Source organism: Pseudochrobactrum albidum (assembly GCF_051851455.1).
GTDB lineage: Bacteria > Pseudomonadota > Alphaproteobacteria > Rhizobiales > Rhizobiaceae > Pseudochrobactrum.
On sequence record NZ_JBPVTR010000024.1, the window covers coordinates 14,649 to 39,118 of the forward strand.

General features: G+C 51.2%; 15 protein-coding genes. 2 read left to right on the top strand and 13 right to left on the bottom strand.

Annotation, left to right across the window (positions count from 1 at the left end; genetic code table 11):
- The first annotated feature begins 375 nt into the window (after positions 1-375).
- Positions 376-3,015 carry an aminopeptidase N gene (gene pepN / locus ACSTTO_RS11200; RefSeq protein WP_439273301.1) on the top strand — a complete coding sequence of 880 codons (2,640 nt, stop codon included), beginning with the start codon at positions 376-378 and terminating at the stop codon, positions 3,013-3,015.
- A gap of 301 nt (positions 3,016-3,316) precedes the next feature.
- A complete protein-coding gene (locus ACSTTO_RS11205; protein WP_439273302.1) occupies positions 3,317-5,689 on the top strand; it encodes a PAS domain-containing sensor histidine kinase in 2,373 nt (790 codons plus the stop codon).
- Positions 5,690-5,730: 41 nt separating this feature from the next.
- On the opposite strand, the gene ACSTTO_RS11210 is transcribed toward ACSTTO_RS11205, so the two are convergent.
- The 13 genes from ACSTTO_RS11210 to ACSTTO_RS11270 all read right to left on the bottom strand — a co-directional run bounded on the left by ACSTTO_RS11210 (position 5,731) and on the right by ACSTTO_RS11270 (position 24,462).
- Entirely contained in the window at positions 5,731-8,655 is a 2,925-nt protein-coding gene (locus ACSTTO_RS11210) for a bifunctional [glutamine synthetase] adenylyltransferase/[glutamine synthetase]-adenylyl-L-tyrosine phosphorylase (RefSeq protein WP_439273303.1), read from the bottom strand.
- 30 nt (positions 8,656-8,685) lie between these two features.
- Entirely contained in the window at positions 8,686-10,110 is a 1,425-nt protein-coding gene (locus ACSTTO_RS11215; protein ID WP_439273799.1) for a sensor histidine kinase, read from the bottom strand.
- A complete protein-coding gene (locus tag ACSTTO_RS11220; RefSeq protein WP_439273304.1) occupies positions 10,107-10,817 on the bottom strand; it encodes a response regulator transcription factor in 711 nt (236 codons plus the stop codon). Before ACSTTO_RS11220 ends, ACSTTO_RS11215 begins: the two co-directional genes overlap by 4 nt.
- Before the next feature lie 149 nt (positions 10,818-10,966).
- Positions 10,967-12,502: a Do family serine endopeptidase gene (locus ACSTTO_RS11225; RefSeq protein ID WP_439273305.1), complete on the bottom strand. Its 1,536-nt coding sequence runs from the start codon at positions 12,500-12,502 to the stop codon at positions 10,967-10,969.
- Between the two features lie 244 nt (positions 12,503-12,746).
- On the bottom strand, positions 12,747-13,256 hold the full coding sequence (locus ACSTTO_RS11230; RefSeq protein WP_439273306.1) for a cytochrome c-type biogenesis protein: 510 nt from the start codon (positions 13,254-13,256) through the stop codon (positions 12,747-12,749).
- Entirely contained in the window at positions 13,253-15,259 is a 2,007-nt protein-coding gene (locus ACSTTO_RS11235) for a heme lyase CcmF/NrfE family subunit (RefSeq protein ID WP_439273307.1), read from the bottom strand. The genes ACSTTO_RS11230 and ACSTTO_RS11235 overlap by 4 nt, the downstream gene beginning before the upstream one ends.
- An 82-nt stretch (positions 15,260-15,341) precedes the next feature.
- Positions 15,342-15,785: a cytochrome c maturation protein CcmE gene (gene ccmE, locus ACSTTO_RS11240; RefSeq protein ID WP_439273800.1), complete on the bottom strand. Its 444-nt coding sequence runs from the start codon at positions 15,783-15,785 to the stop codon at positions 15,342-15,344.
- Positions 15,786-15,835: 50 nt separating this feature from the next.
- The gene (gene ccmI / locus ACSTTO_RS11245; protein ID WP_439273308.1) at positions 15,836-17,044 is read right to left on the bottom strand and encodes a c-type cytochrome biogenesis protein CcmI; all 1,209 of its coding nucleotides are present in this window, start codon (positions 17,042-17,044) and stop codon (positions 15,836-15,838) included.
- Positions 17,045-17,266: 222 nt separating this feature from the next.
- Complete coding sequence (locus ACSTTO_RS11250; RefSeq protein ID WP_439273309.1) at positions 17,267-17,716, bottom strand: RT0821/Lpp0805 family surface protein; 450 nt, start codon at positions 17,714-17,716, stop codon at positions 17,267-17,269.
- A gap of 174 nt (positions 17,717-17,890) precedes the next feature.
- Positions 17,891-19,201, bottom strand: a complete 1,311-nt coding sequence (locus ACSTTO_RS11255) for an ATP-binding protein (RefSeq protein ID WP_439273801.1) — start codon at positions 19,199-19,201, stop codon at positions 17,891-17,893.
- A gap of 88 nt (positions 19,202-19,289) precedes the next feature.
- Positions 19,290-19,979 (bottom strand): response regulator transcription factor, encoded by a 690-nt coding sequence (locus tag ACSTTO_RS11260; protein ID WP_439273310.1) that lies wholly within the window; start codon positions 19,977-19,979, stop codon positions 19,290-19,292.
- Positions 19,980-20,113: 134 nt separating this feature from the next.
- Positions 20,114-20,470 (bottom strand): hypothetical protein, encoded by a 357-nt coding sequence (locus ACSTTO_RS11265; protein WP_439273311.1) that lies wholly within the window; start codon positions 20,468-20,470, stop codon positions 20,114-20,116.
- 173 nt (positions 20,471-20,643) lie between these two features.
- Positions 20,644-24,462, bottom strand: a complete 3,819-nt coding sequence (locus tag ACSTTO_RS11270) for a baseplate multidomain protein megatron (protein ID WP_439273312.1) — start codon at positions 24,460-24,462, stop codon at positions 20,644-20,646.
- Positions 24,463-24,470 lie beyond the last annotated feature (8 nt).

The window sequence follows — 24,470 nt, forward strand, 5'->3', positions numbered from 1 at the left end:
CAAATTCTTTTTCCTGACCGCAGCATACAATTGAAAATCAATTTTCTATAGCCATATTTTTTTAATTATATTTCAAACAGTTAATGAAAGAGAAATATCCTGTGAAGCTGCTACAGGCTAAAAGCATTTATTTGTACTAAAATAAAAAATTATTTTTATAAAATACAAGTGATTTCAGCGCATTAGCCATTTTCTCGTATAAATTGATTCAAATAATGCACATCTGAGTGCAAAAAAGCGATTTTATACAAGTTTGTCCGGTTTTACTTATCCGGCAAATGCTTTTATGTTTTGACCGCTATTTGGATTAAAACACCGTCTGCCGGTTTTAAGAAAATTTATTCCGGCATTTCCAGCATAATTTCAGGAGCAGCCATGCGCAGCGATACAGGCCATATTTTTCGTCTCGAAAATTACCGCCCGTCCGATTATCTTATCCGCAAGACCGAGCTGAATTTTACGCTGGAACCAAGCGAGACCGTGGTTGAAGCAAAACTTGCCATTGAGCGGCGCAGCACTGCGGATATGCATGCCCCGCTTATCCTGGATGGTGATGAACTTACCCTGAAAAAACTGAAAATCAACGGGCAGCCGGCCACTGATTTTGAAGTAACGCCGGATTTGCTGACAATCCGCAATCTCCCGCAGGATGACAATTTTACGCTGGAAATTGTTACCGCAATCAACCCCACAACAAACCGGCAATTGATGGGGCTTTATCGCTCCAGCAATATTTACACCACGCAATGTGAAGCGGAAGGTTTTCGCCGGATCACCTATTTTCTTGACCGGCCGGACATTCTCTCTGTTTATACTGTGCGCCTTGAGGCTTGCAAACAGGCGGCTCCTGTTCTGCTTTCAAACGGCAATCTTGTATCATCCGGTGATCTGGAAAACGGCCGTCATTTTGCCCTGTGGCATGATCCGCACCCCAAACCCTCTTATTTGTTTGCGCTGGTGGCAGGATCGCTCGGCGTGATAAGTGATCAGTTTACCACCTGTTCCGGCAAACAGGTTGCGCTGAATATTTATGTGGAACACGGCAATGAAAACCGCGCTGCTTATGCCATGGACGCATTGAAACGCGCCATGCACTGGGATGAAGATGTCTATGGCCGTGAATATGACCTTGATGTTTTCAACATTGTCGCTGTGTCCGATTTCAATATGGGGGCGATGGAAAATAAAGGCCTGAATATTTTCAACGATAAATATGTGCTGGCTGATCCGCAAACTGCCACGGATAGTGATTATGCCGGTATTGAGGCGGTGATTGCCCATGAATATTTCCATAACTGGACAGGCAACCGCATAACCTGCCGCGACTGGTTCCAACTCTGCCTCAAAGAGGGGCTGACAGTCTATCGTGATCATGAATTTTCCAGCGATATGCGCTCGCGCGCAGTACAGCGAATTGATGAGGTTAAAACACTTAAAGCCCAGCAATTTCCTGAAGATGCCGGCCCTCTGGCGCATCCGGTGCGGCCGCGGGAATATCGCGAGATCAATAATTTCTACACTGCAACCGTTTATGAAAAAGGCAGCGAGCTGATCCGCATGCTGCGGATTATTCTCGGGGATGATCTGTTTTATAAAGGGCTGGATCTCTATTTCACCCGTCATGACGGGCTAGCCGCGACAATTGAGGATTTTATCAAGGTTTTTGAAGATGTATCCGGCCGCTCACTGGCGCAATTTTCGCGCTGGTATGATCAGGCGGGCACGCCGCTTGTAACAGCTTATTCGGATTATAACGCCGCCACCAAAACCCTGCGTCTGACACTGGAGCAAAAAACCGAACCGACTCCTGGCCAAAGCCACAAACAGCCCATGCATATTCCGATAAAATTTGCATTGATTGGCGCAGATGGCAAGGATATGGCACTGACCGGGCAGAATAATGCGGATCTTCAGGAGGATGTGTTGCATCTGCATGAAGCCTCACAAAGCTGGACATTGCACAATATTACTGAAAAGCCGGTCTTATCCCTGTTGCGTGGTTTTTCCGCGCCGGTACTTCTTAATCAGCCATCGGATGATGAGGAGCAATTCTTTCTCGCCCGCCATGATAGTGATGCCTTTGGCCGCTGGCAGGCAATCACCCGCCTGTTAAGCAGAACCATTATTGAAAATGCCGGTCTTATGCACAGGCAGCAGCCGCTCTCCATACCGCCGGTTCTGGCGCAATTGCTGGCTGAGCTTGTGCAGGATGAAACACTCGATCACGCATTTCAGGCGCTGTGCCTGAGCCTGCCTGATGAGGCGGATATTGCCCGCGAGATCGGCAGCAATATTGATCCTGATCTTATCCATGCCAGCCGCAAGGCATTAAGCGCCGCGATAGCTGATGCCAATGCAGCACTTTTTGCCCGTATTTATGATGCCCTGCAGGATGATCAGCCCTTTACTCCTGATGCGGCAGGCGCCGGCAAACGTGCGCTGAAATCTGCCCTGCTCGGCTATCTCGCCTTTTCTGATGCGGCGCCGGATCGTGTTTACAACCAGTTTGCAACGGCCAATAATATGACCGATAAGCTGGCCGCGCTCACCATACTTGTCCATCATTTTGCAGCGCATGAAAAAGCCGTTGCGGCACTGGCGCAATTTGAGCATGATTATCGCTCTGTACCATTGGTGATGGATAAATGGTTTGCCGTGCAGGCACGACGCCCGGCAGCAGACACGCTGGAAACCGTGCAACAGCTGATGCAGCATCCGTTATTTTCTCTTGATAATCCCAACCGCTGCCGTGCGCTGCTTGGCAATTTTTCTTCCGGCAATCCGGCGGGCTTCAACCGTGCAGATGGCAAAAGCTATGCGTTTTTCAGCGCCCTCATTGTGCAAATCGACAAGCACAACCCGCAACTTGCCGCACGCCTGCTCACCAGTCTGCGCTCATGGAAAACACTGGAACCTATACGCAGAGCACATATCAAATCAGCCCTGGATATGATTTCCCGTACGGAAAATCTCTCAACCGATGTGCGGGATATAACCGAACGGATGCTGGCCTGAAATTTTTACCGGGAACAGATCTGGTCATAATGCTCTAAAAAAGAACACATTTTTCTCAAATTATAAAACCGGCAAAGGCATGTTTGTTGAATCATATCAAAGCCATGCTATTGCCGGTGCATTTTGCGCTGAAAAATATCATCTCCATACGCTGATCGAATCAGTTTCGAATCGGTGGTGATTTTTTATTAATAATTAATGAAAAGCACTGGACAGGGCGAATCACATTTGATTCATTAGGGTTATTCGGATTCACGATGCCGAATCACTTCAAAGCAACCACGCAGATGAGGGCCGCAGGATGGCAAATACCGACGCGTATCGCGCGCCGAATGGTGTCCGTTACACCTCAGAAAGACGAGGCAGGCGTTTAAAGCTTTCCGGCTATGTCTATCTGTTGTCGGGCCCTGCCTATCGCAAGCTCCTGTCGCTTGAGCCGGTTCTGCGTCGTATTATTCCCGTTCTTATTATTGCTTTTCTGGTTATCCTCGCCGGTGCGCGTATGATGTCGCTCTTTAATCAGCGGGCGGCAATTGAAACAGAAGCACGCCTGACGCTGGCGCTCACTGCCGCGCACACGGCTGAAAAACTTGAAAAGCAACTGCAAATCAGCGCACCGCAAAATGAAGATTACAGCGATATTCAAAATCTTCTGGTTGATCTGCGTGCCGGCGGCATGATCAGCCCTGATCTTGAAGTGGCGGTGCTGGATGAAAATGCTAAAATCATCGCCGCGCTCTCCCCGCGCCAGCTGCTGGGTATCAAGGCAGATATATTACTGAGTGAAGCGCAGCCGCTCTTTATGTTTGGTGAACGGGCTGGTGTGCAGCCTGTCAAATATCGCAATGAACCTGCTTTGGCCGCGCTGGAAAAAATAAAGCCGCAAAATCTGCGCTCAGCTGGCAGCGGCGCCCTGTCTGTGCTGGCTTTCAGCAGTGAAAAAAATATTTACAAAGAATGGCGGCAGATTTTGTCGCTCAATATCACGCTGTTTGCAGCTACGGCAGGCGTGCTGCTTGCCATTCTTTATGCCTATTTCAGCCAGGCCGCGCGGGCACGCGATGCTGATGATTTTTCGCATCAAATTCAAAAGCGCATTGATCTTGCGCTGGCACGCGGGCGCTGCGGATTATGGGATTGGGACATGGCGCGCGGCCGCATGTACTGGTCACGCTCAATGTATGAAATGCTCGGCTATCAGGCAGTGGACAGTGTTCTGTCCTTTGGTGATGTGGCCGCCATTGTCAATCCGGTGGATGGTGACCTTTATGAAATCGCCACGCAGGTCATGTCGGGTGAATTGCGTCAGGTTGATAAAGTTCTGCGCATGCGCCATGCTGACGGCACCTGGGTATGGATGCGTGTGCGTGCAGAGATTGCCCGCGAGGGGGATGTGCATCTGGTAGGCATTGCCTTTGACGTGAGCGAACAACACCGCTTTGCGCAGGCAACCGCCGAGGCAGATCTGCGCATTCGTGAGGCGATTGAAAGTATTTCTGAGGCTTTTGTGCTCTGGGATGCCGATAACCGTCTGGTTATGTCTAACGGCAAATATAATGAATATGCCGGTCTGCCGGCCACCGCCCTTAAAGCCGGCGTTACCCGAGAGGATATTCAGCCGCTATTGCGCCCTGCCGCTTTTGAGCGCCGTATGGCCAATGAGAATGACCGCAGCGGGGCGCAGACCTTTGAGCGTCAGCTTGGCGATGGCCGCTGGCTGCAGGTGAATGAGCGGCGCACACAGGATGGCGGCCTGGTATCGGTGGGCACCGATATTACCCAGCTGAAACTGCATCAGGAACGCCTTGTGGATAGCGAGCGCCGTCTGATGGCTACCATTCAGGATCTGAGCCTTGCCCGCAAGGCGGAAAAAGAGCGCGTGCGTGAATTGTCGGAACTGGCTGCCAAATATGCCGCGGAAAAAGAACGGGCTGAAAGCGCAAACCGTGCCAAATCTGAATTTCTTGCCAATATGTCCCATGAGTTGCGCACGCCGCTTAATGCCATTATCGGCTTTTCAGAAATGATTGCGGCCGGCACATTCGGCCCGCTTGGTTCTGACCGCTATGAAGAATATATTCATGATATTCATACCAGCGGCAATTATCTGCTCAATGTGATCAATGATATTCTGGATATGTCAAAGATCGAAGCCGGACATTTCTCCCTCGACCGAGAAGAGATTGATCTCTGCCCGCTGATTGAGGAAACCGTGCGTGTGGTCTCGCTGCAGGCTGAACAAAAACATATTGCGGTTGAAACCAGTATTGCCGATACAATTACCGCCAATGCCGACCGCCGCGCTATCAAACAGGTGCTGATCAATCTCCTGTCCAATGCCGTCAAATTCACCAGTGATGGCGGCCGCATTCTGGTGCGGGCCCGCAAGATCAACAAGGCGCTGATCCTGACCATCAAAGATACAGGTTGCGGCATTCCGCGTGATGCGCTGAAAAAACTCGGCCATCCGTTTGAACAGGTGGAAAACCAGTTTACCAAAACCCATACCGGTTCCGGCCTTGGTCTGGCTATTTCACGCTCCCTTGCAGAGCTGCATAATGGTGCATTGCGCATCTGCTCGACAGAAGGTGTCGGCACGATTGTTTCCGTTCGCATTCCAGACCGCAAGGTGCAGCCAAATATTGCAAAGGCAGCAACGGATGCGGCTGCCTGATTTTTTTTGCAAAACTGACCGGACGCCACCGGATTGTTCCGTTACAGCAATTGCCTGAAAGTTGCAGCCACCATATCTGCCGTTTGATCAAACTGATGCTCCACATGGGCAATATCCGGCAATTCAGCAGCGCGGCACAGAAGATCAAGCAAGCCGGGCAGATAATCCTCCCGTTTTGTATCATCATCCACACACAGGCGGATAATCTGCGTCATATTGCTGTAAAAATGATGGGCGGCGGCCAGTTCCTCCGCCTGCACCGGCGTGGCAAAACCGGTTTTTAATTGATGCAGATTGGCCTCTGTCGAGGTTTTGCGCCCCTCTGTTGCCACCTGCCCTGTCAGCACAGCAAATTGCGCAATAAATTCCAGATCAATCAGCCCGCCGGCACGCAATTTCAAATCCCAGTTATCCCGCGGCGGTTTTTCAGCGGCGATCAGTTTGCGCATATCCCGCATTTCCTTCGCGGTCTTTTCAACCTCTGAGGGCATGGTCAGAATTTCATCAATCTCTTTTTCAATCACATTGATAAAAGACGGTTCACCGGCAACCGCGCGGGCGCGGGTTAATGCCATATGTTCCCACGCCCAGGCCTCATTGCGCTGATATTTGCCAAAAGCCTCAATATGCGTGGCAACCGGCCCCTTATTACCGCTTGGGCGTAATCGCATATCCACATCATAAAGCACGCCTTCAGCCATTGGTGCAGACAAGGCCGCAATCAGGCGCTGCGTGAGGCGGATATAATATTGCGAGGCGGCAAGCTGTTTTTCACCATCGGAATATTCAGCCTCCGGATCATGATCATAAAGCAGGATAATATCCACATCCGAACCGGCTGTTAGCTCGCGGCTGCCAAGTTTGCCCATAGCAAGCACGGCAATACGCCCGCCGGCAACCGAACCATGACGCACAGAAAATTCGCGGATCACTGCGTTGAGGGCCCTGTCTATCATCAAATCGGCAAGATCAGAAAAAGCCCGCCCTGCCCGCACGCCATCAATGGCACCGGTTAGCAGGCGGATGCCGATAAGAAAACGCTGCTCATCTGCAAAAATCCGCAACCTGTCCAGTGTTTCTTCATAAGGCTCTTCAAGGTTAAGAAATGTGTCCAGCCGCTCTTCAAGATAAATACGGGTTGGCAGTTCCGAAAAAATCCGCGGATCGAGCATACCGTCAAACACATGCGGCTTGCGGGTGATAATTTCAGCAAGGCGCGGTGCGGCACTCATCACCAGCACCAAAAGATCAAGCAATGGCGGATTGGATTGCAGCAGGCTGAAAAGTTGGATACCAGATGGCAGTCCTTGCAAAAAACGGTCAAAGCGCAGCAAAGTGTCATCGGCCCGCTCGGTTGCAGCAAAAGCGTTCAACAATGCCGGCGTCAGCTCGGTCAGGCGTTCACGCGCCTCGGCGGTTTGGGTGGCGCGATAGCGGCCAAAATGCCATGTGCGGATAATCCGGCAAATATCGCCCGGACGCTCAAAACCAAGTTGCGACAAAGTCTGCAGCGTATCCGGATCATCCGTCTCACCGGTAAACACAAGATTGCCGCCGCCGCTGCCAAGTTCCGGCGCCTGTTCAAACAAAGCGGCATAATGTTTTTCAACATTACGCAAAACATTGAGAAAATCCTCTGTAAAGCTCTCATTATCCTGATAGCCCATCATGCAGGCGATGCGGGTAAACCCCTCATCATCCTCGGGCAGGATATGGGTCTGCTCATCCGCCATCATCTGAATACGGTGCTCAATATCGCGCAGATAACGGTAATTGCGGCTTAGCTGATCCCGCGCATTTTCGCCAACCCAGCCCCGCTCGCAAAGCCGCTCCAGCATGGCCAGAGTTTGCGCGCCGCGCAATTCAGGAAAGCGCCCGCCAGCAATTAATTGCTGTGTCTGCACAAAAAACTCTATTTCACGAATACCGCCGCGGCCTAGTTTTACATTATGCCCGCGTACAGCAATATCACCATGTCCGCGATGGGCATGTATCTGCCGCTTGATTGAATGAATATCGGCAATTGCGGCATAATCGAGATATTTGCGCCAGACATAGGGCGCAAGCTCTTTTAAAAACTGCTCTCCCGCGGCCAAATCACCTGCCACAGGCCGCGCTTTGATCATCGCCGCACGTTCCCAGTTCTGGCCACGCCCTTCATAATAATGCAGGGCAGCGCTAACCGGTATAGCCAGCGGTGTTGCCCCGGGATCAGGCCGCAGCCGCAAATCCACACGAAATACATAGCCATCTGCGGTTCTGTCTTGCATAATTTTTACCAGCCGCCGCACTATCCGCGAAAAAAGATCCACACATTCATAAGGATCGGTAATGGCCGGCCGCTGGCTATCAATAAAAATAATCAGATCAATATCGGAAGAATAGTTCAGCTCTCTGGCGCCAAATTTACCCATGCCTAGCACAATGAAGCCGCTTTGCTTTTCCGGATCAGCTCTGTCGGGCAAAGCCAGCTTGCCTCTGGCATCACTTTCCAAAAGTAAAAATTGCACCGTTGCGTGCAGACAGCTCTCTGCCAGATCACTCAAACGTCTCGTGGTTTTAACCGTATCGCTCAGCCCTGCCAGATCTTCCAGCGCGATCAGCACATGCGCGTGCCGTTTTATACAGCGCAATTCAGCCATCAGCAGGCTTTCTGTCATATCCGGCGATTGACCTGCAGCCAGTGCTTGCGCATTGAGTTTTTGCAACCATTCTGCAAGCGGCGCGGCAAAAAGATTTTCCAAAATCTGCGGATGGCGCTCAACAGTTTCACGGATAAAGGATGAGCAATCCAGCACTGCCGCAAGAAAGCCGGTTTCATCCGTATTTTGCAAATAATCCGCAAGCCCGCTGCAGCCCTGTTCTTCAGCGGCATTTTTTAGATTTTGCAGATAGGTTTTAGCCTGTTGCGGATCCGGTACTGTTAAGGATTTCAGGGAGCAGTCAAAAAACAGGCAACCGGTCATAGGCTTTTCCATCCCAGAATATTTTATAATTTATTGTTTTGTCTCATCCGGCACAGGAAAAGCAAGCACAACACGCAAGCCCGGTTGATTATCTTCCAGTTTAAGGCTGCCGCCATGCAGTTTCATCACTGCCTTTACAAGGCTGAGGCCAAGGCCGGAACCGGGGCGGGTGCGGCTTTCCTCCAAACGGACAAAACGCTCGGTTGCCTGCTCACGCATATCTTCCGGAATGCCTGTTCCCTGATCGGCCACGCTGATCAGCACCTGATTGCCAGCGCGTTTCATGGCAATTGTGATGGCCGGCAAAGTGCCATTGCCACTGTTATTTTCATCCGGCTGTGCATATTTAATCGCATTATCAATCAGGTTTGAGATTGTCTGCCCCAATAATTCGCGATTGATCCGCAGGCTGATATCCTCATCCATTTCAGTAATCAGACGCAGGCCGGCATCTTCCGCCACGGGTTCATAAAGCTCGCACACATCCTGCAAAACCGGTTGAACCGGCAATATTTCCATTGTTTCTGAAGAATAGCCCGCCTCCAGCCGCGAGATCATCAAAATAGCGTTGAATGTACGGATAAGCTGATCAGATTCAGCAATAATATCCTCCAATGCCGCGCGATATTCGGCGCTTTCACCAACGCCGGACAAGGTGGCTTCTGCTTTATTACGCAAGCGCGTCAGCGGGGTTTTCAGATCATGGGCAATATTATCAGACACATGTTTCAGCCCGTCATTCAGCTCCTCAATGCGCCCCAGCATGGCATTGAGATTTAACGACAACCGGTCAAATTCATCGCCGGATCCGCTGACAGGAAGGCGCTCGCCCAAATCCCCTGCCATAATGCGCTGTGATGATGTGGAAAGCTGCTTGAGGCGCAGCAAGGCGCGGCGGCCAACAAAATACCAGATAAGAAATGCCCCTGCCGCCATAATGCCAAGCGCCAGCACCAAAGCGCGGCGCATAATATCCCGAAATAGTTCTGGCTCCCCCAGATCACGGCCGACCAGCACACGCATGCCGTTTGGCATGGCAAGCACAATGGCAATCGCCTTATGTTTGCGTGCATTATTCTGCTCGCCATAGCGCATATAGGAAAAAGGGCGTTCAGACATGCCGCTATTATCCAATACGCCGGGTTCAAGGCTCTCGACATTGCCGGCAAGAATCCGGCCAGCAGAATCGGTAATAAGATAAAGAAACGCACCGGGCTGGCGTGAGCGCCGGTCAATACTGCGCACCAGTGTCGGTATGCCGCCGCGCTCATAAGCGCCGGTAATATTGGTAACCTCGTCCAGTAATGCCTTTTGGGTTTGCGCCGTTAAAAAATTGACCGACAAATTGGTCATATAAAAAAACAATGCCATAGCACTGAGCAAAAACAACAAAAGATAAAGCACCGATAACCGGAAAGCTGTTGTGCGCAACAATGCGCCAAGCCTGCTCATCAGAATATTTCCGCTGTTTTGCTTTTGCCTGCAGGTGCACCGGCTTTGAGCATATAGCCGGCACCGCGCACTGTATGAAGCAACGGCTCATCAAAATCTTTTTCGATTTTTGCCCGTAAACGGGAAATATGCACATCAATCACATTGGTTTGCGGATCAAAATGATAATCCCACACATTTTCCAGCAGCATGGTGCGGGTAACCACCTGTCCGGCATGGCGCATCAGATATTCCAACAGGCGAAATTCACGCGGCTGCAGATTGATATCCTTGGTTCCGCGCCGCGCCGTATGAGACAAGCGATCAAGCTCCAGATCACCAACACGATAAACCGTATCCGCCTCTTTGGGGCTGACACGGCGCTGCAACACCTCAACCCGTGCCAGAAGCTCGGAGAAAGCATAAGGCTTGGTCAGATAATCATCACCGCCAGCGCGCAAACCCGTTACACGGTCATCCACCTGACCAAGAGCTGAAAGAATGAGTGCCGGCGTGGTCAGCCCCTGTGCACGCAAACCGGCTATAACCGAAAGCCCGTCGCGCCTTGGCAGCATGCGGTCAATAATGAGCACATCATAATTATTGCTTTCTGCCAGCGCAAAGCCGGTTTCACCATCACCGGCAATATCGGCAATATGTCCGGCTTCAGCAAAGGCTTTTTCCAGATAACGCGCCGCTTCACGGTCATCTTCAATAATAAGAATGCGCATAGCCGCTTTATCCTCTTATCCGCAAACCTGTCAGCACCTGCATTATGCCACATTGTGGCACATGCGGCTTTTTTCAACCGCATCATGATTAAAAAGGCGGAACCTGCAAGCCCCGCCTTTTTATGTTTTATCGCCTTTTCAGTGCCCTATCAGCCCTGATCAACCGGCAGGGCAACAAAGCGGTTCTGGCCATTGCTCTGCACCTGCATCAGCACAGCCTTGCGGCCGCTTTTCACTGCATCATTAATTGCAGCATTTACATCAGAGGCAGATTTTACTTCCTTATTATTAACTGTGATAATCGTATCACCCGCGCGGATGCCCTTATCAGCCGCATCACTGTCCGGATCAACATCTGTTACCACAACACCTTTGCCGCTTTCATCAGGTGTGACTGTCAAGCCATAATCATCAAGGCTTTCCTCACCCTGTTGCGTTGAGGAAGAGGCGCTCTTGCCGCCCTGTTTCTGATCATCCGGATAGGCTTTAATATCAACGCTGACAGTTTGAGCCTTGCCCTTGCGCCAGATTGTAAGATTTGCCTTCTCACCCGGATTAATCGCGGCAATCTTACGCGCCAGATCGCGTGAATCCTTTACAGGCTCATCATTAACGGCTGTGATCACATCACCGGCAACAATGCCTGCCTTGGCGGCAGGGCCATCAGCCTGCGGTTCCGCAACAATTGCACCTTTATCTTCAGACAGGCCGACAGATTCTGCAATCTCCTTGGTAACAGGCTGTATCTGCACGCCGATCCAGCCGCGCTCCACTGTTCCCTTCTTGATCAGCTGATCCACAACCTTGCTGGCTGTTGATGCGGGAATGGCAAAAGCAATACCAACACTGCCACCGGAGGGCGAGAAAATTGCCGTATTAATGCCAACCACTTTGCCGGAAAGATCAAAGGCAGGGCCGCCGGAATTGCCCTTGTTTACTGCCGCATCAATCTGCAGAAAATCATCATAAGGGCCGGCGCCGATATCACGGCCACGGGCAGAAACAATACCGGCGGTTACAGTGCCGCCAAGGCCAAACGGATTACCGACAGCTACAACCCAGTCGCCCACCTTGACATTGTTCTCATCATCATCAAAAGCAACATAGGTGAATTTGCGCTTGGCATCCACTTTCAGCACAGCCAGATCCGTGCGGGGATCCTTGCCGATCAATCTGGCATCAAGCTCTGTACCATCATCCAGCACAACGGAAAAAGCATCGCCATCGGCTACAACATGGTTATTGGTAACCAGATAGCCATCTTCAGAAATGAAAAAACCAGAGCCCTGCGCAAACGGACGGGCATGGCCGCGATCACCGCGTTTCTGGCGCTTGTTCGGCCGCGCTTTTTCACCATCAGGACCGAAAGGACTGCCAAATTCCTTGAAAAACCGCTTCAGCGGGTGGCCATCCGGCAACTGGTCAAACCCTTCACCAAACATCTGCAGGCGATCATTACGCGCATTTTGCACATTGCTCTTTACCCGCACGCTGACAACAGCCGGACGAACCTTCTCTACCAATTCAGCAAAGCCGGGTTGTGCCGGCGCCGTAACACTCACCGGCGCAGCATGGGCTGCAGTTAAAGATGCCACGGGGCCTGCGGCCAAAATTGTTCCCGCCAATGCGCAGGACATAAAAATGCGGATAAGACCACGTTTTGAAGATAGTTTATTTTCAAACATTCAATATCTCCTGAAAAGGCAGGTTACCTGTCAAGCATTTCCAGCAAGAATGTGTGACCATATTGCGTCCGGACAATGCGACAAAACAAAAATTGGAGCGGTGCCGGTGATTCCTGTTTTCATCAAAACCGTCCGGCCAGCTTATCAACTGTTCCGAACAAGAGATAATTCATTGAACATTACCGGAAAATTTCTAAAACATGAATTTTTGGTAAGGTTGCGCAAGCCACGCGCAAAATAAAGTTTACTTGCCGTCCAGCAAATTTTGCAAATGCTGCTTTTCTTCCTCTGTCAGAGGAACAAGATGCGATGGCGCAGAAACAGCCTTGCGCCTTGACAGCCAGATGATAGCGATACCGCCCAGCAATACCAGAACCGGAAAGCTCCACAGCAATATTGTGCGTGCCTCAAAACGCGGTTTCAACAGTACAAATTCACCATAACGCGATACCAGATAATCCAGCACCTCGTCATCCGTATCACCTTTCACCAGTCTTTCACGCACAAGAAGGCGCAAATCCCGCGCCAGATCCGCATCAGAATCATCAATCGACTGGTTCTGGCAGACCATGCAGCGCACACCGGCAGAAAGATGGCGCGCACGCTTTTCCAAGGCCGGATCACTGAGCACTTCATCCGGATTAACCGCCAGTGCCTCAATTGTTGTAAAAGGTGCTGCTACCAGCACCGCAACAGCAAGCACCAATATGCGGCTAAGAGATAAAACAGGGCGCAAAAGGCATTGAATCATCATAACGATACACCCCTTGCCAGTTCCGCCGGTTTTTTAGTGCCCGTCTTTTTGGCTTTTGCCGGAGCGCCCACACGCAAACGCCGATCCAGAAGTGACAAAAGACCGCCAAACATCATGGCAAGCGTGCCAAGCCAGATCAGCGTAACAGAAGGCTTCCACCAGATACGGATGACTGTTTTTCCATTATCCAGTGTATCCCCCAGTGCAATATAATATTGATTAACACCGCGTGTTAAAATACCTGCCTCGGTTGTTGGCATATTACGTGCGGGATATACGCGTTTTGCGGCCATGACCGAACCGATTTGCTTGCCGTCTTTATTCAGCAAGGTGAATGTGCCCTGATCCTCTGTATAATTGGGGCCGTTAAACGGCGCCTGCCCGTCATAACGCAGGCTGTAACCTGAAACCGGCACAATATCCCCGGGCTGCATAGTCACAACCTGTTCTGTGCCAAAACTGGTGACAGAGACAATGCCGAGCAGGGTTATGCCAAGCCCTGCATGTGCAAGAGCCGTACCAAATACCGAGCGCGGCAGGCCGATCAGACGCGGAAACGCACGCGAAAATTCAATTTTTCCAAATCCGGCCTTGGTTACAATATCCATCAGGCTGCCAAGAATAACCCAGACTGCCAGCCCGATACCGGCTGCCGCCCAGACCGCGCGCGGGTCAATCAGCATCAACACCATGCCCGCCACGATCAGCGATGCTGCAAAAGCCCACATCAAACGCTGGGCAACGGCATAAAGATCGCCGCGCTTCCATGCCATAAGCGGGCCGAAGGGAACCGCAGCCAGCAGCGGAATCATTAAAGGGCCGAAGGTCATATTGAAAAATGGCGCGCCGACAGAAATTTTTGCTCCGGTCAAAGCCTCCAGAAGCAGAGGATAAAGTGTACCGATCAACACAGTCGCGGTAGCTGTACTTAAAAGCAGGTTATTGAGCACCAAGGTGCCCTCCCGTGAAACCGGCTGAAACAGGCTGCCGGTTGTCAGGGCCTGTGCACGCAAGGCAAACAAAGCCAGCGAGCCGCCAATAAAAAACACCAGAATGGCGAGAATAAACAAACCGCGCCCGGGATCGGTGGCAAAACTGTGCACAGATGTCAGCACACCTGAACGCACAAGAAATGTGCCAAGCAACGACAGGGAGAAGGTAAGAAGCGCCAGAAGAATTGTCCAGATTTTCAATGCGCCGCGCTTTTCCATCACGATGGCCGAATGCAAAAGCGCCGTACCAATCAGCCAGGGCATGAAAGAAGCATTCTCCACCGGATCCCAGAACCACCAGCCCCCCCAGCCCAGTTCATAATAAGCCCAATAAGAGCCCATTGAAATGCCGCCGGTGAGAAAAATCCATGCTGTCAAAGTCCACGGCCGCACCCAGCGTGCCCATGCCGCATCAATACGCCCGTCAATCAGCGCCGCAACAGCAAAAGAAAAACAAACAGAAAAGCCCACATAGCCAAGATAAAGCAGCGGCGGATGCACCGCCAGCCCGATATCCTGCAGGATAGGATTAAGATCCTGCCCTTCGACAGGGGCGGGAAAAAGCCGTATAAACGGATTTGATGTGAGAATGATGAAACTTAAAAATGCCGTGGCAATCCATGCCTGCACGGCCAATACATTGGCACGCAGGCTTTGCGGCAGATTACCACCAAAAACCGCAACCAGAGCACTGAAAAAAGCAAGAATAAGCACCCAAAGCAGCATAGAGCCTTCATGATTGCCCCATACGCCGGTTATCTTATAGAGCAGCGGCTTCATGGAATGTGAATTTTCCGCCACATTGAGTACGGAAAAATCTGAAACGATATAGGCATGCACCAACATGGCAGAAGCCAGCAAAAGCAAGGCAAATATGGCCGCTGCACAAGGCTCAGCCACACTCATCAGACGAATATCATTGCGTCTTGCACCAATGACCGGCAAAACCGACTGCACCAGCGCCAGTGCCAATGCCAGTACAAGGGCGAAATGTCCGATCTCAACGCTCATTGTTTTTTCCTGCTGCACTGGCCGCTAATTATAAGATATTAAAATATTTCCGTTTTCTGCCAGAATGCCGTAAAAATACGGATTAATATTTGCCTTCCCAGACGCCCTTTTCCTTCAGGCTGTCAGCAACATCCTTGGGCATATAATTCTCATCATGTTTTGCCAGCACATTATCGGCAACAAACACGCCATCGGGTGTAAAGCGGCCTTCCGCCACAACACCCTGCCCCTCCCGAAAAAGATCAGGCAAAATACCCTCATAGGTAACAGTAACCTGTTTGAGCGTATCTGTTACGGCAAAACGTACATGTTTATCAGTGCCGCGCACCACTGAACCGGCCTCAACCAACCCGCCAAGACGGAAACGTGCGCCGGAAGCAATATCCTCCGCTGTAACATCATCCGGCGTTCTGAAATAGCGGATATCCTGGCTGAAGGCGATCAGAACCAAAGCCACGGCAAGCGCCAGAACCCCCATTGCCACAGAGATCAAAATAAGACGCTTACGCTTGCGGCTCCGCATCATGCCAGAAATTTGAGATTTTGCAGATGTTGGTGCAGAAAGCTGACTATGGGTCATTTTAAAACTCCGCTCACATCAAGACCAGACTGCATGGCTGTCTCCCGCAGTCTTTTGGCATCTTCTTCCGGTAAAGATTTTATAGCATTGCGCAAAGCATCAAGCGCTTTTTCACGCTCTCCCATCACCATATAAGCGCGGATCAAGCGTTGCCAGCCTGCCGCATCCGATGGATTTTCACGCAATTTTTCTGCAAGGCCATCCACCATAGAGCGGATCATATCCTTGCGCCCCTGTTCATCAAGCTGTGCGGCGGCTTCAATATCGGCCTGTGTCGGACCGCGAGGTGCAACCGGAGCCTGCGATGCAGCAAGACTGCCCGCCGGCGCAGAAACCCCGCCTGTGGACTTTATATTGGTAATAGCCTGGGCAATATCGGCGCGCCATGGTGCATTTTCAGGCGCAGTATCAAGCATTTTCTGCAACACGGCAATTGCCGCATCGGCTTTACCTGCCTGCATATAGGCACGCGCCTGCATTAACGGCGGGCGCAAATCGACAGGATCAAGCTTGCCGGCTTTTTCAAAAAGCCGCAATGCTTCCTCTGTAACACTGCCCTGCGCCTGCACAATCAGCGCCTCCCCAAGGCCGATCAGGCGTTCTGTATCATCACCAAGCAATTGCAAAGCCTTGCGATAGGCATTAACCGCGTCATCCACGCGCCCAAGCCGCAAATAAACCGGCGCCAAAATCGCCCAGCCCCGCCCGTCATCCGGCGTGTTTTTCAGATGTGCCTCAGCCTGCGCAATCAGATCAGCTGCTTTTTTCTCCTGAAGATTATTATTGGCGCGGCGCTCTGCCAAAGGCTGAGCGGGCAGATCCGGTGAGCCGGTCATGGCATAAAGCCCCCAGCTCACGGCCGGAATAAACAGCAAGACGATAATAACAGTTAAACGCGCACTGCGGCTGAATATATAATTCCTGCCGCCTGATGCTTCATCTTTATTTTCAGATGCGCTTTTATTGGCCTGTTTACGCTCATTCTGCAAAATACGGCGCGATATTTCCAGCCGTGCCTGCTCCGCCGACTGCTCATCAAGCAAGCCGCGCGCCAGATCAGATTCCACCTCTTTCAACTGCTGAATATAGACAGACCTGTCCTCATTGTCCTGCGCCTGCGACACGCCATCTTTTCGTGTCAGGGGCAACATAACAATCAGAATTGCAACAAAGGTTAAGAGTGTTGATATAAGCCAGAAATCCATGACGGAGACTTAATCTGCCTGCACCATAAATCCAACTGCCTGACGCAGAATTAAATGCATATAGGTCATTTGGCCGCAAATGAACGATTGTTTTGCCAGCCCATAACGGCATCAACAATAAAAATATCAGCAGACAAATTCAGCTTGAAAGGCCTGAGCTTTAAAACAAGCCTTTCATAACCGTGCAGAATCACCCGCAGAAAAATGATATCAGGCTGAATATTATGTCAGCGGGGACCAGCTGCCGTCTTCATTGCGGCAGGCAGTGCCGCGCATTGTCTGCGGCGCACCGTCAATTATGACATTATGGCTGTATTGACGGCAGTTCTGGGAGCCAACCTGATATGGCTGTGCGGCAACCACCTCGCCGGAAGCTGTGCCTGAGCGCCCTTTCCAGCTGATAGCTGTGCCTTTGGGGGCATATTCCAGCGCCTTATATTCTGCCTCAATTGCCGCGCGGCGGTCAGACGGTGCAAGCTGTGCCGCAAGATTTCCGAGAATGCCATTCCCCATAGGAGCCAGCACTTTATTGCTGACAGAAGCTGAACCCTGCGCGCCGCCTGCAGACAAAACCGGCACTTTAAAGCCAGACACAGAGGAACAGGCTGCAAGAACAAAAAACGGCAGAATAACAACAAACCTGCGCAATATAACTGCGAAAAACGACCTCATGAGCAATACAATATCCTGTCAAAAACATTTTACGCGATAATATGACAATGACCTGCGCAGACTGCAATCATTTCCACAATATCACAAAATATACAATTCCTTTAGATGATTACGACTGAATCATGAAACCATCCGGGCAGGCTTTTACTCCCGACGACAGATAAAGGCAAAAAATCAATTTTCAACCAGCGGCAGTGTTATTTTTACCGCCAGCCCGCCAAGCTTACCCTTTGCAAGTGCCAATTGGCCGCCATATTCACGCACAGTATCCTGCACAATCGCCAGCCCCAGCCCGGTTCCGGGCTTGCTCTCATCAATACGTTTACCACGTTTAAGAGCCTCGGCGATCTGCTCTGGCGGCAATCCCGGCCCGTCATCTTCAATAATCATATCAAATGCGGCCGGCATCAACTCAGACTTATGCAAGGTTATATGAATATGTGTTTTTCCCCATTTACCGGCATTTTCCATAATATTGCCGGCAATCTCTTCCAGATCCTCCTTTTCACCGGCAAAAACCGCCTCCGGCAACAGGTTGGAAAAGCTGATTTTCATATGAGGATTCAGTTTTTCAGTAACCCTTATCATGCGTACCAGAACCGGCGTTACCGGTGCACGAAACACAACACTATCCCGTTGTGCGGCAATTCTTGCCCGCTGCAAATAATGCTGGATTTGCACCTGCATGGCATTGCTTTGCTCAATCACAATATGCCCCTGCCGCCCGCCAATATTGCGCCCTTCATTTACCAGCACTGAGAGCGGGGTTTTCAGCGAATGCGCAAGATTACCAACCTGCGTGCGCGAACGCTCAACAATACGATGATTATTTTCAATCAACGCATTCATTTCCTGTGCAAGCGGCGCAATTTCCAGCGGCAGATCTGTATCCACACGGTTGCTGCGTCCCTCCCGAATATCGGCAAGAGTATGGCGCACATGATCAAGCGGCCGCAAACCAAACAGAATAATCGCTGCATTGATAAGAATACTGCCAAGGCCAAAAATGCCTAAATAAGCATAAAGCCGGTTGCGAAAATCCCCGACCTCTTCCCTTACCTCATCAAGATTGCCGATAACCCTGAAACGCGCAATCTTATCGGTGCTGTCAAGAACAACTTCTGTTTCAACCACAGAGAGATCTTCCCCCCCAGCAGTCCTGACAAGATAGCTGCGCATGAATGACTGATCAAAAGGCTCCTCAGACACTGATTTGACGGGGATGATTTTGCCTCCCATCGAAACCGATCTTAAATGCCCTTTGACTGCGGGCGTTACCGGATCAACCGACCAATACCAGCCGGAGCCGGGACTGGCATAGCGAATTTCTCCCAGTTCCGGGCGGCCGTGCAATTCGCCTTGCGGGGTCAGGCTCACAGCACCAACAAGACTGTAAAGATGTGCGGAAAGAAGGCGCTGAAAGCTGCGCTCAGCCGCATCCTGATAAAGCGACTGAATTAATGTTGCCACCACCACAAGCGCGATAATAACCCAAAGCGTGGAGAGCGTAACCACACGCAGCGCCAGAGAGCGCATTCCGAGAATAAATATTTTCCCGGAGAGCCGCTTCATCTCAGTCTTTTCTGTCTTTGTCATTTGCTCCCGCATCCGAACGGATACGGTAGCCCATGCCGCGCACGGTTTCGATCAGGTCGATACCCATTTTTTTACGCAGACGCCCGACAAATACTTCAATCGTATTGGAATCACGGTCAAAATCCTGATCATAAAGATGTTCAACCAGTTCTGTTCGGGAGATAACCTCATCCATATGATGCATGAGATATGACAAAAGGCGAAACTCATGGGATGTCAGTTTGAGCGCCATACCGTCAACAGTTGCCTTGGAGGCTTTTGTATCGAGAACCAGCCGCCCGCAACTTATTTCAGAAGAAGCATGCCCGGCTGCACGGCGGATGAGTGCGCGCAACCGCGCCAATACTTCTTCAATATGGAAAGGCTTGGCCACATAATCATCGGCGCCGGCATCAATCCCCGCCACCTTGTCACTCCAGCGGTCGCGTGCTGTGAGCATCAGCACCGGCATGGTGCGTCCTTCCCGTCTCCAGCGCTCCACCACACTGATCCCGTCCATTTGCGGCAAACCGATATCCAGAATCACCGCATCATAAGGCTCCGTATCGCCGAGAAAATGGCCTTCTTCCCCGTCAAAGGCGCAATCAACCACATAATCCGCATCGCGCAACGCCTCTGCCAACTGACGATTGAGATCTTTATCGTCTTCAACAATCAGAATTCGCATCAGCAAGCCTTTTCAGATTTGACAGAAGAAAACATAACAGCAATATAACCGGTATGCGCAAAGATTGCAGCCCAGCACTATACAAAATATGCCGCCGTTAATGATAACGGCAGCAATACAGGCAACAGCAATATTTATTTGGCAGGAACAGCCACTTCCACACGGCGCGGACGCTCGCCATCACGCCCCGGAACCAGAACGACAACAATACAAACCGGCGCCCCGTTCTGAACCGCGGCTGTCGCCTTGGTCAGTGTGCCGCCTTGCTGCGCAGCAACCTGCTGACCAATAGCCGCACAATCGCCTGCAACCAAATGCAATACCGGCTTTTTCGAAACCGCTGCCCGCGCATTTTGCAAACCGGCAGCGTTATGTTTGAGCAGGCTGGCTGCGCCCGCTGAAGTAGCTGTACTTGTCAGAACCGAACCGAGCGAAGCGGCCAGCAGAACAGAAGCAGCGAAAAATGTGCGAACTCGTTTTTGTGTCATCATAACGCTCACTTTAACGCTTTATACCTGAATGTTGAATGAACAATATCGTGCACAAGACAATTTTTGTTCAGCACATAATTTGTTCTTTCGTTAGCATTTGTTTTAAAAAAACGAAAGACTTGTTATCTGCGGCATAGCTGCAATTTTTTAAAAAACATGCAAGATCCGCACGTTCACAAGGTGAATGCCAATTCTGCAGCTGCGCCCGCACCATAGGCCTGGCTGATTTGCGCAACACGGAATGTAAGTTGTGCATTTTCAGCAATGCCGTTTTCCGTCTGCATAGCATGTGAGTAAACAAATAACGGCTCTGCCACATCAGTTTTATGCACGAGCTCTCCGCTTTGCCAAAGGGAAACCTGATATTTTTCCACCTGTTCACCCAACGGAATATCTTCACCAATCCAGTTGTCAACATCAATGCGGCCACGCCTGATCCAGCAGAAGACAATATTTCCGCTTGCGGTTTTTTTGTAACGCAAATGGACCGGCGATAAAGGCTGCAAGGCTTTCATCCCGCCCGCGCTTTGTTGCGTCTGAAAATATTCATCGGTAAAATCACTTGCCACAGCGCCTGCCCGCCAGTTCAGCACCAGCCCGTTCTCAGACTGATGCAGGCCTGCCGGCAGCACATTATCATCCAGCAAAATAAATGCTGTTCCCACTGGTTTTGTGATTGCAGCTTCAGCCTCACTGCCCAATTGACCACGCAGCAAACCATGCAACCGCCAGACATCTGCGGCAATTTCCTCTGCATGCAAAAACTGCATAATTTCCCATTGTCCGGCACCAGCCTGCAACAATGCGCTATTGGCACCATTGAGAATCTGCGTGCGTGTTTGTGAGTGCAGCTCTCCGCGGTATAATCTCACATCAAAGCTCTGCCGATGCATGAAGCGCCCGCTTGCAGCGGGCGGCAATTCGCTCTGCAATTCTCCCATGGTTGCCGTAAATGGCACCACCCTGCGCAATTTATAATTATTATCTTCCGGTGAGGCATAAAGCGCAATTTCTCGCCAGGGTTTTGTATAACAGGCAATGCGAAACTGATCCTGCACATTTTCCGCCCCCGGCCAAAGTGGCAGGTCAAGCATATAGAACAAAGGCGGCCCAGCTATCTGCCCGCTTTCAGAAGGTTGCAACACAGGTATACGGCTGCGATCCGGGCGGCGTAATACCGGTGCCAGTGCCACAGCCTTTGCCCGTCTTGCCTCCCCATCCTCAAAATGCGTAATAATATAGTCACGATTTCCTGAAAGCTCCGGCAGCCGCACCCTGTCGCCAATTGTCAAGCTGGCCTGTGCCCATGGTACAGAAAAACTGAGGATGCGGCGCTCTGCACGTTTTCTCTCCAGCCAGATTTCCGCCAGCCCCTGCGCCTGTCCATTTTCCATTGCCGCGGGTAAGGACAAGCTTTCATTGCCTGCCCGTTGCCAGCCGCTTTTCTGCGCAAGCGCACTGGCCGGCTGATAATCGCGTAAGGGATCATTAAAATAGAGTTCAGCACTGGCGGGCAGTTCTTCAGCATCTTCCAGTATACGCAACGGCCACTGATTATCGCTTTCAAGCACATAATCCTGCAATATAACCGGTTGTATGCGCCGTGAAAGGTTGCGAAAAATCAGCCTTTGCTGTTCATCAGCCCTCTCAAAAGCGACAAGGCCGAATATATCCATTAGCGGCTCAAGCAATGCCCTGCCACTGGACGGACTATCCGCAACATAACCGGAGAGATAGCCCTCCACACCACTGCAATCCGCCAAGCCGTCAAGTCCGAAATCTTTCAACAGAGCCAACAGCAATTCATCCAGCGCCACACCACTCAAGCGCCCGTTAAGCCAGTGGCCGGTTGACCAATTAGCCGCATCGCCCCAGATATCGGCCTTGAGCGGATATTCCGGAAACGGACGCGTATCCCACGCCCAGACATAAATCTGCGATATATCAAGCATGGCACCGCCATAAAACGGCGAAACCGGATTATGGCCGCCGGGTCTGCTCCAATAAGCATAATGGGCACGCAAAAAGCGATCCGGCGCAAGGTCACTGCGCGAACCGTCTGAAAAATAGGGAGCGGCATTTTCTGAGGATTTCGGATCAGGAAACACATTAGGCTGGTTTGGCCCCTTATCAACTGCTGCACAGCCCAGCTCAGTAAACCAGAAGGGCTTAGACATAGGTTGCCATGCTGTCGGCTGGGCCTCTTCTGCACCATTAATGCGGTTAAAATGTTGATTTTGCCACCATGAGCGCAAATCCTTATAGCGGAATATCCAGGGCTTTCCAGCCAGCCCGTCGGTTATAGCCGTGCGCTTACGCTCCTGCCGGTCTTTATCCGAGGCATAATACCAGTCATAGCCCTCACCGCCTGCAACAGCATTTTGCAGAGCGTTTTCATCATAAGCGGAAGGCGGCAGGGCAGGATCAATGCTGCGCTCATCGCCATCGCGCCAATCGCTCAAGGGCATATAATTATCTATGCCGATGGCATCAATGGCCGGATGCGCCCAGAGCGGATCAAGATGGAAATAGACATCTCCGCTACCATCCTGCGGATGATAGCCAAAATATTCCGACCAATCGGCACCATAGGTAATCTTGCACCCGGCACCTAAAACACTGCGTGCAGTCTCAGCCAGTTCACAAAGATGGCTGACAAAAGGAAATCCATTATTTTCATCACGGATCTGCGTGAGACCGCGCAATTCCGAGCCGATCAGAAATGCATCCACACCGCCCGCATTACGGGCAAGATCAATATAATGACGGATGAACCGTCTATAGCCCCAGATACCGTTGAAAAAATGCTCAAGTTGGGTTCCTGCATCCGGTGTTTTATCGGTTCCTTCCGGCAAACCTATTCTGCCACGCCAGGGATAAGCCGGCTGAAAACCCTGCCCATCTAGTGCCGGCAGTTGATTATCTGCCGGAATATCCATCATAATAAACGGATAAAGCGTGACCTTAAGCCCGCGTTTTCTGGCATCTTTAATCGCGGCAATAACAGAAAAATCGGCAGGTGTGCCGCCATAGGCCTTTTCTGTTCCGTTATCAGAAATCAGATGGGCAGCTGTGCGGCCAGTTGTTCCAACCCGCCAATGATGGCTTGGTTTTCGTGCGCCACGCGTGGTAACACCGGGTAAAATCCGGCATGCGCCTGCACGCAGATCTGTGCCAAACCACGGCACAATCAGCGCCACGCTTTTCAGATTGGGGCAAAGCGCCTGCAACTCATCCAGCGATGCTGTCCAGTCACTTTTGGCACGAAGATTATTGCGGTTAAGCGCCCTTGTTTCACCGGGGCGCGGCTCATCGCGCACAGTATGCGGCGACAAACCAAATTCGGTTGCACCGGGGATGAGTGCCACCGCCTGAATATCCTGTGCAAGCCTGCCCACATTGCGCATCACCTCAAATTGCAGCAATGGCAACCGGTTACCATAAGCATCAATGGGCAGACGTTCAAACACCACATAGGCTGTGCCACGATAGGCGGGCGCCTTGCCTTTACCCTGCCGGGCTTCAATCAAAGGATCTGGCTGCTGTGTTTCCGAGCCGTTGTAAATACGGATTGTGACCTGTGTCTGATCAAGTTCTTTCCCATCTGCCCATATCCGCCGGATGCCGGAAATCTCGCCCTGCGCCACAGCAAAGGCAGCATTGGCATAATAGCTGTAAGTGGTGGTTTTGGGTCCTCCGCCCTTACCGCCCTGACGGGTGGTGGTTTTCTGTTCTTCAAAACGCGTTGCCCAGATCAAGATACCGCCGACACGCATTGTACCGTAAACAGCAGGCAGGCTCGCCCCTTCCTCTGCCTGCATCGGGCGGGTGGCGGTAAGACGCGGCCCCTCAATACGCCGTGTTGAATTAATCAGAGCGGTATCAACCATATAACCGCCCATTGCTCCAACAGCACTGCCGATAGCCGCGCCTACGGGACCAAACAACCCGCCGATTATGCCGCCCGCCGTCTGAAGAACCAGTGTACTCATGAAAAAAT